The organism is Endozoicomonas sp. (assembly GCF_051008435.1).
In the GTDB taxonomy this organism is placed as follows: domain Bacteria; phylum Pseudomonadota; class Gammaproteobacteria; order Pseudomonadales; family Endozoicomonadaceae; genus Endozoicomonas_A.
Genome location: NZ_JBPCXO010000535.1, coordinates 24,777 through 37,241, shown reverse-complemented (window position 1 = coordinate 37,241; position 12,465 = coordinate 24,777). Strand labels below are relative to the sequence as shown.

The window sequence follows — 12,465 nt, the reverse complement described above, 5'->3', positions numbered from 1 at the left end:
GCCATTTTTACCTTATTTATTTTCAGCTCTCTCTGATTGTAGATGTTCAGTTCTCTTTGAGCCTTTCAGGCAATGGGGATTGTCGGTTGGCCAGATGATCGATCAATTCTTCCAACTGAGCGGCTCTGCTTTCCCAGGATTCGTTTCTTACTGCTGCCCGTCGAGTTTCGATTTCTTCTTTTTGTTCGTACGCTCTTTGGATTGTTCTGGAGAAAGGCTCTCTGTGACTCTGGATAGTAACCTCATTGTCGTAGACCCTGACGGCTGGGAAGTCTGTAGAGGCTATCGCTGTGCCTGAAGCCAGATATTCTCTTAATTTCAAAGGGTTGCAGGCCTCAATCTGGCGATTGTGACAGAAAGGCAGCATGGCAACGTCCCAGTTTTGAACATAGGCCGGTAGTTTTGAATGAGATCTTGGCCCAAGGAAGTGAACATTTGGAAGTTCTCGCAGAGCTCCCACGTCGGTTTTAATCGTTCCGACGAAAACAAACTGCCAGCCGGGCAGAGCGGTGGCAGCTTGGGTTAGCATTTCAACATTAAGCCATTCAGAAATACTGCCATAAAATCCGGCAACAGGTCCCTGTCTGGGGAAATCACCTGGATGGGAGCGGGGAGCAGAAAAAAGATCATAATCTACCCCGTGCGGGAACATCACTGTTGAAGGTCCAGGTAGCTTCTCGGCCAGTTCTTTGCTGACCACAAGAATCAAGTCCACCTTGTCAGCCAGTTCTCGTTCCATAGGGTTTACAGTTGAATGATCTACACCATCCAGCGCATTAAAATCATCACCACAGTAGTAAATCGAAGCTTTTTCATCCAGAGCACCAACAACATCAACCGCTGTTGGTAAAGATGTCCAGAGAATGATGTCCTTAAACCCATGTTCCTTGCAGGCTTCGCTGATGTCTTTAACCAGTCGTGCCTTATTAAACTGGCGAACAATGGACAGGTTGTGAAAGGGGATGACTTTGGGGCTGAGAATAATGGGAGAGGGGCCCTCACTAATGTCTTCAGAGTGCTTGTTTGTTCCCCCAAACATGCTTTTTGCCTTGAAAATAATACGCTGCATGTCCTTTCTATTCAGGCCGGGACTTCGCATACCTATTGAATTGATCCAGATGACACGATGTCGTGCCAGCAGATGCCGGATTAAATGTTGGGTACTGGATGGCAGGCCACCCCAGTCTTCTCCAAACACCACCAGATCAGCCATTTTAAGCCTCCAAGCTTTCCTTCTGGTGATCAAGAGACTTGATCACTTTGGCTGGAACGCCTCCTGCCAAAACTCCGGGTGGCAGGTCTTTTGTAACAACACTTCCCGTGGCTACTATGGTTCCGGCGCCAATTCGGACACCTCCCATGACGGTGACTCCGGCAGCCAGCCAGACATTATCTTCAATGATGATGTCGCCGACCTGATCGTCGGTATCCGGTAAGCCTTTGGCTCTAGCAATCGGATCGACAGGATGACCCGGGTAGCCAACCAGACGAACTTTGACGGCCAGCCGGACGTTGTTGCCTATTTCAACTTTTCTTCCTACAAAGATCTCGTTCTGCCAACTGATACCCACGTTGTCGCCTATTTTCAGAATGGGAGTATCAGAGCTGGATGCCCGGCCACTGATCGTGGAATGACCTGAGATTCGGCAATCATGGCCGAAGGTGATAGAAAGTGGTCCCAGTAACAAAGGCATGCCCGAATAGACATAAAGACGTTTGGGGTTATTGTTCAGGCGGCTTTTAAAAAGAGGGGTCCAGTAAAGGGAACGAATAACACTGCCAAATAACCCCGTTATCATTTTATGAGCATGATAGAGCAGGCTATGCAGTGGTCGTATAAGAGGAAACTCGAAGTAACGGATCGCTTTGAGTGTTGAAAAGAGAATTCTAGCGATCGGTGAGTTACCGGACTTCAGCCAGTTTTTCAGGCTGTTGATCATTGGGCTTATCCTTGCCATTGTTAGATAAAGGATTGGACTTCCTTGATTTTTTAACTATAGCCTCTTTTTCCTCTTCTGCTTTTTCCGGGTAATAAGTGTCCATGTAATGGGCAATGGCAATACTGATCGAAGTAATAATGTAGATAGGCCATAGAAAACCCTGACTCAGAAAACTACCAGAAACACAGAAGCCTACCAGGCCGGCATAGGTTCCAACGGTAATTGCTGTCAAATGAGGGTCATATTCTGGCGAACCCCGGTTTCTGTCCAGTCTTTTCAGTGACGATCGAATCGACATGAAAATACTGAAAATAAGGAACAGGAAAAGTCCCAGTCCAAAAAATCCGGCTTCTGCCAGAACCTGAAACCAGGTACTGTGAGTGACGTGAGCCTGACCTTCTGCACGACTATGGGTTGCATAGTCCCAGTAGTTATCCAAAAACAGGGACAGGCCGACGCCTGTCATGGGATTTCTCAGCCCCATGAAAAAGGCTGCTTCCCAGGCATGAATACGACCCATGGCCGATGCATCAACCCCTTCTTCTGCGGCACCACCGGATTTACGATCATTGATACCTGCGGCTGCCACCAGGATCATCAAACCAAAGCTACCAATACTGATCAGTAGCAACTTGGACTTGATGATCCTCAGACCAAATATTCCCATTACGGCAACTGTTGCCAGAAGGCCGCCCCGACTCTGTGTTGCAATGATGGCAGAAACAAAGATAACGAATCCAACAAGCCCCAGTAGTGTTCTTATTCGACCTGTTCCCCGTGTTACCGCAAAAGCAATGGCATAACTCATTGGGAAACTGAGTACCAGCGACAGATCATTAGGGTCTCCAAGGCTGGTTCCTGGAATGGTGACACGGGTTTCTTCCACCATGCCTATGCCATTGGCATTGTTGTAGAGCGTGACATAACCAACGGCCAGTCCGGAGCAAATAATCAGGAAGTGAGCCAGCTTAAAGTGCCAGTGTTCGGTCATTAGCCAGGAAATGGCCAGAACCATTATGCCAATTTTCACATAGACGCTGGTAAAGCTGCCAAAAGCGCTGGGAGGATGACTCGAGAAAGCAATACCCAGAATAACCCAGCCAAAAAATCGGGCAAAGGCTGTGTGTTCATGTCGCCAGTACATTTTTACTTTTCGAGTCAGAACAATATGCCAGCCCAATACGAAGTAGGATCCCAAAGCTGTCAGCATGGGGATTTTGATTGGGTCCAGCTGGGGAAAAACTTCATGGAGCCGAAAGAAGGAAAACATGATAAAAATCAATACAACAACAAAGGGTTTTCGCAATATAAAAATGAGACCCAGAGGTATGGCCGCCAATGGAATCAGAGCAATCGGGTGGGGCAGCAACAGAGCTGGCAAAGCAGTCAGAATACAGTAGATAAAGGCTACAGTAGTCTGGTGCTTATTGGCGAATATCCTTTCTAGAACCGGACCCCGCATAATTCCTCTCTATGCCTAGTGCCTGAGATAACCAAGAATGGTCTTGGTTTGCATTCTGAAAAGAAGCAGCATGGATAAAATGAATATCAGGCCACCTGCCAAAATCATTGCGCCAAACAGTAGCCAGCTGTTGATGTCGAAAGCTTGATAGCGAATCAACATTAGTCCTGTCAGCATCAGCGCAGAGCTGATAAAGCCTGGAGCCAGTGCTTTGAAAAAATCTTTTGCTGATACCTGAAAAACCGGCAGCATGCTCCATAGGTGGAATATGAAGCTGACCCCTGTAACGCCCAGCCAGGCCAGGCAGGCGCCAGTGACTCCGTATTGAATACCAAAAAGAATGGTTGGTAGCAAAGTCAGTGACCCAAGTAGTGCCCAGGTGTTTTTCTTGGGTTCTCCAACGGCGGTAGAAGCGGTTGCGAGAATTTCTGATAGCATTCTCAGAGGGCTGGATAGACAGAGAATCTGGAAAGGAACGATTGCTGCCACCCATGTCTCAGAAAGTACCAGAGTGATCAGTTCTGGCGCTACTGCACACATTCCGAAATAGACCGGAAACAAAGCCAGACTGGCCAATTGCAGGGATTTAATTAAATAGAGCCCTGCTACATCTTTCTCATTTTGCAGTTTGGCAAAAGATGAAAGACCCAGGTGATTTAAAAGTTCTCCGATCTTGTCGCTGGGCAGATTGGCCAGGTTTCTGGCAACCGAAAAAATACCCAGATCAGTTTTATTCAGCAGTTTGCCAATACTGATATTGGTGAAAACGTTGTAGAGATAGCGCAGTACATCATTGATAGTGGCCAGACCGCTGAAAGCAGCAATTTTTGAAAACCCCTGGAAGTTCCAGGCAGGCAGTATCCAGCAGGGCTGAAGTCTGAAAAAGCCAATAGTGGAAACCAGTCTCATGAATAAATGACCCAGAATTAATGACCAGACTCCCCAGCCAGTAGCCGCCAGTGCCAAAGTAAATACGCTGGTACTGAGAGTGGTAAAGAACTGAACCTTTTCCCGTTCTTTGTAGAGCATGTTGCGACTCGCAAGAGCATAGGGAAGGGTATGGAAAATGAGAATGAGGTGTTGTGCGGCAATAATCTGAATGAGCAGAGTGACTCTGGGTTCGTTAAAGAAGTCAGCTATGAAGGGGGCAGAGAAAAAGAAAATTAAAAAGAAGCAGACACAGGAAATAATGTTGACGGTAAAACACTGCTTCAGAGTACTTTTATCCAAATCTTCTGTCTGAATAACGGCCTTGGCAATGCCAAAATCTCCCATCAGGGCAAAAATACCAATAAAGGCCATGGTCATAGCCATCAGACCATAATCATCCGGAGTTAGAAGCCTGATCAGGATCAGAGTGTTTAGCCAGGTAAAGATCTGAGCTGCCAGCCTCAGCATGGCACCAATTTTCAATCCCTTGATAACGTTCTGGCCCAGTTCCATGGTGTTATTCTCTTAATTCAGTGATCGTGGGTTTCTCACAGGGAGACTGATGATTGACTGGCCAAGACTGACCTTTCTTCGAAAGAGCCTCGTGATAGACCGATAAAATCTGAGGCAAAATAGCCTCGTAGGAATAGTCTTTTTCGATGGTCTTCTGACAGTATCTGGATAAGTTCGTTAAATGGGCTTTATCGAGAGAAGCCCAGTGCTTAATCAGTTCTGCCATGACCCGGATATTCTCTTTGGGCGCTATCCAGCCATTAGCATTCTGTTGAATCAGCTGTGGTAGAGCACCCAGTCGATACGCTACTACAGGTATGCCTCTGGACATGGCCTCTAGTGCCACCATGGGCAGGCCTTCTTCTCGGGATGAAATACAGAGCAGGCCAATCTCAGACCATTGTGTCTCCATATCATTAACCTGTCCGATCAACGAAACATTATCAGTGTGGGCGTCATTGAGCTCAGTTTCCAGGGGGCCGCTGCCAATCATTCTGAAAGAGAGCTCTGGAAGCTGTGCAGCTATCTTGAGGAAGAGGTCTGGCCCTTTCTCGTGGCTGAGCCTGCCTACAAAGGCAATTTCTTTTCCATTTGTGATAGGGAAAGTGTGGGTATTTATGAAGTTATTGATGACCTTCGGCGGCTTGGGTAGCCTTTCAGCAATCTCTTTACTGACGGCAATATTACAGGACAGCCAACTCGTCAGTTTATCGAGGGAGGTATACAGTCTGACAACGCCACTACCCTGATCACCATTGTGGAAAGTTGAAACCACTGGCGTATGGGTAGTCAAGGCAGCCAGCCTGCCAATGACTCCGGCTTTATATCCATGAGTGTGAAGAATCAGAGGCTTTTCAGCGTTAAGAAGGTGTCTTAAATGTTTGAATGACCCTTCAAGATAACGGAAGCCAATCTCTTGCTGCTGTAATCTTTCTTCCAGAGGGTGAGTGTGTGAATAGCGTTTGTAAAACCAGATTTCAGAACAGCAGGATGATTCTCTCAAGGCAAGAGCAAGATGAACAATGTGAGTCTCAATGCCTCCCAGCTGGCTGGAGTCGAGCAAAATAACCACTTTCTGCCTTTCCATGGCCGAGCTTTTCATTGGCTGAGGGCTCCTCAAGATGCTTCAGGTTTGTTTTTCCAGACTCTAAGGAACTCGGCAAACTCCTTATCAGGGATTGGCCTGCTGTAAAAGTATCCTTGGCCTTCTGTGCAACCTGAGCTAATCAGGTGTGTTTCCTGCTCTTTGGTTTCAACACCTTCCGCGATGACTTCAATGCCAAAGCTACGACCGAGCTGAATAATCGCTTCAACGATAACGGTGTTTTCCTTGTTGTCTGGCAGGCCTTCGACAAAGCTTTTATCAATTTTTAATTTATCGAATGGAAACTGTTTCAGATAACTCAAAGAAGAATAGCCTGTACCAAAATCATCCAGTGCCAGAGTAATGCCTGTTGCCTTGATTTTATTGAGCTGTTCAGAGGAAAGCTCAATATCTTCCATAATGCAGGTCTCTGTGACTTCAATTTCAAGCAGCTGGGGAGGGATTTGATATTTGTTCAGCAAGTAATTGATGCGATCAACGATATTTTTGTCTCTGAGCTGGATGGCAGAAAGGTTTACAGCCATCCTTAAGTCATTTAATCCCGTTTGATGCCACTCATGAAGCTGGTGGCAGGCCGACTCAAGTACCCAGTCACCGATAGGGATGATATCCAGATTGTTTTCTGCAATAGGGATAAACATTTCTGGTGATATGAGACCTTTCTCTGGATGTTTCCACCGCAATAAAGCTTCTGCCCCAACCATTCGAGATGTTTTGAAATCAATTTGAGGTTGATACACCAAGCTCAACTCATGATGTTCCAGAGCTTCATGCAGATCCATTTCCAGTTTCTTACGCTGGCGTATTTCTGTATCAATCGTGGCGATATAGAACTGATAACGGTTATGACTTCTGGACTTGGCCATAATCATGGCAAACTCGGCCTGCTGCAGAAGGTTGTCTACTTCCTGACCATCATCAGGGTAGAGTGTGATGCCAACCGTTCCGCTGAGGGTTATTTTTTCTTCGTTCACCAAAATAGGCTTGGCTAACTGTTTAAGAAGAGCCTGAGCCATTTCTGCAGCTTCATAGGGCTGAGTGATTTTAGAGAGGACGATTGCAAACTGATCCTCTCCAAGCCGACCAATATAAGCTCTATTGCCAATATGATTTCTTAGTCGGTCTGCAATTTTGACCAGCGCATGTTCGGCTGCATTGAAGTTGAATTGGGCATTCAATGATTTGAAGTCATCCAGACCCAGACAGAGAATCGCTACATTTCCATCAGAACTCAGTGGTTTGTTGAGCAGGCTCTGCAGGTGTTTCTGTAATGTTTTTCGGTTCGGCAGACGGGTTAAGTAATCATACTGAGACAGCCTCATGATTTGAGCCTCAGCTTTCTGCCTCAGATTCAGATTTCTTTCGATGGACTCCAGCAACTGATTGGCTGTTCTAACCCAAAGACCCAGTTCATTGTCCTTGTGGCCTTTAGGCATAGGCAATTTATGAGAGCCAGGAGCGTCCGGGTTAATCTGTGACAGGTTTTTAATCAGCCGGTTCAGAGGTTTGGTAAGAATCAAGGAGTAAATCAGGTAGAGCAGCAATGCCATGGCAATGGCTCTAAAAATACCGCTGACCAATACAATCATTGAGCGCTGAATAAACTCCCGGCCATGGTAGGCGGTATCGATAGCCAGCAGAAGTTCGCCGTAATACTCATGAAAGGGCTCTTCTTTATACAAAGGAATACGATAAATTCGAATGGGTTCAAAAATGTAGTCAGAAAGCTGGCGGTATTTTGAGGTGGAAAGGCCCCGCTCTACGACCGCAAGTTCAGGCTCGTCAGGTATTTTAATCGCTGCTACGTGAACTGATTGGTGTTCCATCAACCCCGAGAGAATCTCTTCACCCATTGTGGGTTCTAGTCTATAGGCAGCCTGGATGGATGATTCTCTGATCATTGCCAACATTTGCTGGGCTTCAGAATCAATGCTTTGACTGGATTGGCGTGCATCAATGCAAATTTGAACACAACTGATAGCAATACCCAGTACACAGGCTGCTAGTAGAACAGCTTTAAGCAATTTGGCAGATAAGCGTTGCTTAGCATCAATGCCTGTGCTCGTTTCCATATTCTTTGACTTCTTTCGATGCCATTCATAGAACGTTTTTCAACGACAGACTTCAATGAGGTTGGCTGTTTATTAAAAAGTAGAAAGCAACTTATGAGCAAAAAGATGTTGATCAAAGAGCTTTTTATTTTCCTCGTGAAATTAACTATAGGAAGTTAAGAGCAGGCTACTAATACGAAATTGTAATCCTTGAGTATGATTTTAATGAGGTTTTTATTAGGTAGGATAATTGTCGCGAATCTTTTTTATTTGTTTTTAGTTTAAAAAAAGTGATGATAAATTGGCAAAAGCTCTTTTTGATTATGAAATAGTCTTCTCAGCTAATTTTAATATTCCCAAAGGGTATAGTGCCATTGCCTATGAAGCCAATGCTTGTCTAGTCTGGTAATTAGTCTTAAAAAAAGATGTCTGGGTTTTCGTTTGTGAAAGCCTATGGATAAAGTTAAGGAGTAGGAAGTAATGGATTACGCAACCTGGCACGCTCAGTCATGCGATGTCATCTCACTGACAGACCAATTTAATGCTGAAACCGTTAATGATGTTCGGTCCCACTTCGATCATCTAATCAGAGACTGTGCAGGTGATGTTCTGGTAGATATGAGTTCTGTTAAAGATCTTGATTCTTCAGGTATCGGTGCTCTGGTCTTTCTTTATAAGCGTTTAAAAATCGAGAACAGGCAACTGGCTTTAGTGGGTGTTAACGGTAAACCAGATGAACTGCTCAGCATGTTACGAATTAACCAGACGATCAAGCAATATAATGATGTGGAAGACTATTTGTCCAATCAGTAAAAAAAGTTTTGATCAAGTAGTACAAATCTTTATAAACCCTGTAGATCATTTCTACAGGGCTTTTTTGTGCCTGATGTTTTTATTCCTTACAGGATGCAATCATTGGCCTGATCATGCTGAGCGTGTAGCCAGCATAACGGATCGCTATCCTGAAACACCGGAGGTGGTTGACCTGGCTTATCTGGAAAGCCTTTGGGATGTTGGCGAATCAAGACTCTCCTTTGTTGTTAATAAAGGTGCTGAGTTTTGTATGCCAGGCCAGATCAAGGTAGTCAGAAGCTATTTGCGAAGAGCCAAAATGGAAATGGATGGCCGTTTGTTTCTGGATGCTCAGTATAATGTGGCCATGGCTATGGAGCAGTTAGACTATGTGACAAGGTTGATGTCGAGTTTGTCTGATAACAGTGAGTGTCTGAACAGTTTTGTGAATTTGAAAGGGATGGAAAAACCCTCTGAGGATTTAGCCAGTGAACTTGCAGCAGCATTGAACTGTGAATGTGATCAGATTAATCCCGATGGAGAAATATCCACGGGATTTCACAAGCGACTACTGATGGTTTATTCCGTTATGGAAAATCACCCTGAAGTATTTTTATCTATCTATTCCGCAGATGAAAACCGAGGAAAGGAAGTAGCAGATTACTTTTCTAATAAAGGTGTTCATAAGAAAAATGTAAAAAGTAAGCTTGCAGCTGAATCACCGGTATTACTTAGTTCAGATGGTCTTGCATTTTCGGTAGATATAAAAAGCCAGATAAAAAACTACAGGTTAAGGGAGTGGAAGGACTCAATTGACCTGGAGTCAACTATCATTAGGAGCCCACCTCGTGAATAAGCTAATTTTATTACTACTTATGGTGGTGTCTTCTTTAGGTTTTTCTAACGAAGTTTGGCAGTCTGGTAAAAGAGTAGCCATTTACTCTGAAAAAGGGGTTCCTCAGTATCCTCTATTGTCGATTAATGAGAATAACCAAGTTGTTATTGATGACAGCAATGCCGTTAATGTTGAAGGTTTAAATGTATCCCAGGCATCAGAAAAAATTAAGAAGGTTCTGGGAGCAGGTTATCAATCATCCAAGATTGAATTTATTGATTTAAAAAGCATGATCAAGGTCACCTTTTTGGGAGACCTTGAAGAGCCAGGTAGTTATTGGTTGCCTAAAAATACTGATCTTTCGAAAGTTCAGCATTTCCTTACTCTATTTGAAAATAGGCTGTTTTCACCTGCTTATTCTGTCATCCGGTCTGGAAGCAGACAAACTGTTCTTCAGGATGAAATGTCGAATTTCAAAGTTTATGACAAAGATATTGTTATGGTCTCCCTGGCCAGAAAGAAGGTGCCGGATCCCGTTATAATCGCAGAAAAAAAACCAAAACCTGAACAGGGTAAACAAATAAAAGTTACTCCATCCTCTGTGATAGTTCAGGAGAAAAAAACGCCTGAAATAAAGCAAAGTAAACCTAAGGTTGCTTCAGAAGTGCCTACCTTAGTTGGTGTTACCAAGGCTGCTGAATCTGAAAATATTCAGAGACCCAACAAGAAAGAGAGTGTTAAGAGTGGGCTTGAAAAATACAATACCACAGGTGTTTTCAAAAACTACACTTTGCAGCCTGGAGATATTCTCAGGATTGACCTACCGGGTGAAGAAGGATTCAACAAGGAATTTCTGATCAGCCGAGAAGGCGAGATCGGTCTGCCAGAAGTGGGACAGCATAATGTTGCCGGTAAAACTCTGGGTGAAACAGAGAGTATTATCTACAAAAAGCTTTCAGCAGCCTATCTTGGACTGGATAAACTGACCGTTTTTCTAAAGGAAAAAAGACTTCTTGTGACTGTACTGGGTTATGTTAATAACCCTGGAGAAGTGGAACTGTCTAGTACTGGAAATATTCAGACTGCTATCAATGCGGCGGGTGGCCTCAGGGATGGCGCACAACTCGATAAGTTGCAGCTTCGAAGAGAGGGAAAACCGGAGAAGTTTAATTACAAGCGTTATCTTGATACGGGTAATCCTGCACTCATACCTGAGCTGAAGTCACTTGATGTTATCTTCATTCCATCATCACCACAATTAGGTAACGTGCATGGTGAAGCTTCTACGCCTGGCGGTGAAGCAATGGATCCTACTCGGGATAGAGATGCACTTAAGGTGTTTGGTGAAGTTATTAGGCCTTCTACCTTCCCATTTAAGGAGGGCGTTAATGTAGTAGATGCCTTGTTAAGATCTGGGGGGGTGACACGATATGCCAACGTTGAACAGATCAGGATTATTGATAACAATCAGGCAAAACTCTTCGATCTTAAGAAATATCTGGATGAGGGTGATGAGGGGGCGGTAATAAAACTCTCCAAAGGGGCAACCGTGTTTGTACCCAAGCAGGTAGATGCCGTTAAGGCGGGTGGTAGAGTTGTGTATGTCATGGGTCAGGTACAGAAACCAGGTGCTTTTGAAACGGGTGAAAAGGTAGGCTTCCTGGATGTGCTCGCGAATGCAGGCGGACCCAATCGGTATGCTGACACAAGAATGGTTCGAATCCTCAGAACAAACGGCGATGTAATTCCATTTAATTTGCAGGATTATGCGGAAGGTGATGGTAATCAACTGCCAAAAATCATGGCAGGAGACGCTATCTTTGTCCCTGAGAAAGGGACGGAATTAGATCGAACCTGGCTCAAGTTACCCACTAAAAAATCCATTCATTTACTGGGAGCAATCAACAAGCCAGGGCGTTATGAGTATTCAGAAACTATAACGTTTATGGATCTGTTAGCTCATGCGGGGGGACCTAATAAAAGGGCTGACTTGAACCGTGTCAAGATTATTGAAACGGGTAAGGGGGGACAGGCCGTCAGCCGTGAGTTCAATCTGGAGCATTTTCTGGCAAATGGCGGAAACTGGAGTTCCCTTCCAAAACTGTCGGGTGGGTCAACCATCGTTTTTCCTGAGTTACCTGAGAGCCCAACCGATAACAAAGCTAATTGGGTGAAACTCAGCAGTGACCAATCCATCTATATAATGGGTTCTGTAATTGCACCCGGTCGATACGCATTCAATAGGCACCTTGATTTACTGGATATTCTCTCTGCGGCAGAAGGGCCCAAAGATGAAGCGGATCTGACCAATGTTCGGATTATTCATCGCAATGGTTCTGCGCCGAGAGTCAGTACTTTGAATCTGGTTAACTACTTTGAAACGGGTGATGAAACATTATTACCTTCGGTTGAAGTAGGCGACACGATCTACATTCCTTCCAGAAATCGAAGCTGGGTGGAGAAAAAGCAGGACCAGACCATACGTATTCTCGGAGCAGTGAACAAAAGTGGTCGCTACGAATTTAATTCCGAGATGTCGATTCTTGATATTCTGGCAGAGGCCGGTGGACCTACCAAAACCGCTTATATAGAAAAGATCATTATTGTGAATGCATCGGATTATAAAAATCAGGCACACACATTCGATCTGATGGGGTTCATGAAAAATCCCGACGTTTCCAAGCTACCTGTTATCAGGCCAGGAGATACTGTTTTTATTCCAGATGTGTCCAATACCCAGTTTGCTTACTTTATAGATGCTTTGAAAGATGTGCTCAGTGTTGTTTCGCTGGTCAGCCTGACCAAGGCTCTGATATCGGGCTCAGCCCTCTAGGTGG

At 44.7% G+C, this 12,465-nt stretch carries 9 protein-coding genes; 3 read left to right on the top strand and 6 right to left on the bottom strand.

Annotation, left to right across the window (positions count from 1 at the left end; translation table 11 throughout):
* Positions 1-46: 46 nt before the first annotated feature.
* Genes ACR2PX_RS27255 through ACR2PX_RS27230 form a run of 6 tightly spaced genes read right to left on the bottom strand, consistent with a single transcriptional unit; the run spans position 47 to position 8,022 of the window.
* Positions 47-1,213 (bottom strand): glycosyltransferase, encoded by a 1,167-nt coding sequence (locus ACR2PX_RS27255; protein ID WP_434002508.1) that lies wholly within the window; start codon positions 1,211-1,213, stop codon positions 47-49.
* A 1-nt stretch (position 1,214) separates the two neighbouring features.
* Positions 1,215-1,940, bottom strand: coding sequence for an acyltransferase (locus ACR2PX_RS27250; RefSeq protein ID WP_434002507.1), 726 nt, complete (start codon positions 1,938-1,940; stop codon positions 1,215-1,217).
* On the bottom strand, positions 1,903-3,402 hold the full coding sequence (locus ACR2PX_RS27245) for an O-antigen ligase family protein (RefSeq protein ID WP_434002506.1): 1,500 nt from the start codon (positions 3,400-3,402) through the stop codon (positions 1,903-1,905). Before ACR2PX_RS27245 ends, ACR2PX_RS27250 begins: the two co-directional genes overlap by 38 nt.
* Positions 3,403-3,417: 15 nt before the next feature.
* Positions 3,418-4,845 carry a lipopolysaccharide biosynthesis protein gene (locus tag ACR2PX_RS27240; protein ID WP_434002505.1) on the bottom strand — a complete coding sequence of 476 codons (1,428 nt, stop codon included), beginning with the start codon at positions 4,843-4,845 and terminating at the stop codon, positions 3,418-3,420.
* Positions 4,846-4,849: 4 nt separating this feature from the next.
* Positions 4,850-5,947: a glycosyltransferase family 4 protein gene (locus ACR2PX_RS27235; protein WP_434002504.1), complete on the bottom strand. Its 1,098-nt coding sequence runs from the start codon at positions 5,945-5,947 to the stop codon at positions 4,850-4,852.
* A gap of 14 nt (positions 5,948-5,961) precedes the next feature.
* Positions 5,962-8,022 (bottom strand): putative bifunctional diguanylate cyclase/phosphodiesterase, encoded by a 2,061-nt coding sequence (locus tag ACR2PX_RS27230; protein ID WP_434002503.1) that lies wholly within the window; start codon positions 8,020-8,022, stop codon positions 5,962-5,964.
* Positions 8,023-8,481: 459 nt separating this feature from the next.
* Between ACR2PX_RS27230 and ACR2PX_RS27225 the strand changes: the two genes are divergently transcribed.
* The 3 genes from ACR2PX_RS27225 (at position 8,482) to ACR2PX_RS27215 (ending at position 12,461) form a co-directional block, all read left to right on the top strand.
* Positions 8,482-8,814: an STAS domain-containing protein gene (locus ACR2PX_RS27225; protein WP_434002502.1), complete on the top strand. Its 333-nt coding sequence runs from the start codon at positions 8,482-8,484 to the stop codon at positions 8,812-8,814.
* Between the two features lie 73 nt (positions 8,815-8,887).
* Complete coding sequence (locus ACR2PX_RS27220) at positions 8,888-9,649, top strand: hypothetical protein (protein WP_434002501.1); 762 nt, start codon at positions 8,888-8,890, stop codon at positions 9,647-9,649.
* Positions 9,642-12,461 (top strand): SLBB domain-containing protein, encoded by a 2,820-nt coding sequence (locus ACR2PX_RS27215; protein WP_434002500.1) that lies wholly within the window; start codon positions 9,642-9,644, stop codon positions 12,459-12,461. The genes ACR2PX_RS27220 and ACR2PX_RS27215 overlap by 8 nt, the downstream gene beginning before the upstream one ends.
* Positions 12,462-12,465: the final 4 nt, after the last annotated feature.

What these genes read in the sequence shown, in the direction of transcription:
- ACR2PX_RS27255 (WP_434002508.1), bottom strand. Translation starts at nt 1,213, where the DNA reads ATGGCTGATCTGGTGGTGTTTGGAGAAGACTGGGGTGGCCTGCCATCC.
- ACR2PX_RS27250 (WP_434002507.1), bottom strand. Translation starts at nt 1,940, where the DNA reads ATGATCAACAGCCTGAAAAACTGGCTGAAGTCCGGTAACTCACCGATC.
- ACR2PX_RS27245 (WP_434002506.1), bottom strand. Translation starts at nt 3,402, where the DNA reads ATGCGGGGTCCGGTTCTAGAAAGGATATTCGCCAATAAGCACCAGACT.
- ACR2PX_RS27240 (WP_434002505.1), bottom strand. Translation starts at nt 4,845, where the DNA reads ATGGAACTGGGCCAGAACGTTATCAAGGGATTGAAAATTGGTGCCATG.
- ACR2PX_RS27235 (WP_434002504.1), bottom strand. Translation starts at nt 5,947, where the DNA reads ATGAAAAGCTCGGCCATGGAAAGGCAGAAAGTGGTTATTTTGCTCGAC.
- ACR2PX_RS27230 (WP_434002503.1), bottom strand. Translation starts at nt 8,022, where the DNA reads ATGGAAACGAGCACAGGCATTGATGCTAAGCAACGCTTATCTGCCAAA.
- ACR2PX_RS27225 (WP_434002502.1), top strand. Translation starts at nt 8,482, where the DNA reads ATGGATTACGCAACCTGGCACGCTCAGTCATGCGATGTCATCTCACTG.
- ACR2PX_RS27220 (WP_434002501.1), top strand. Translation starts at nt 8,888, where the DNA reads ATGTTTTTATTCCTTACAGGATGCAATCATTGGCCTGATCATGCTGAG.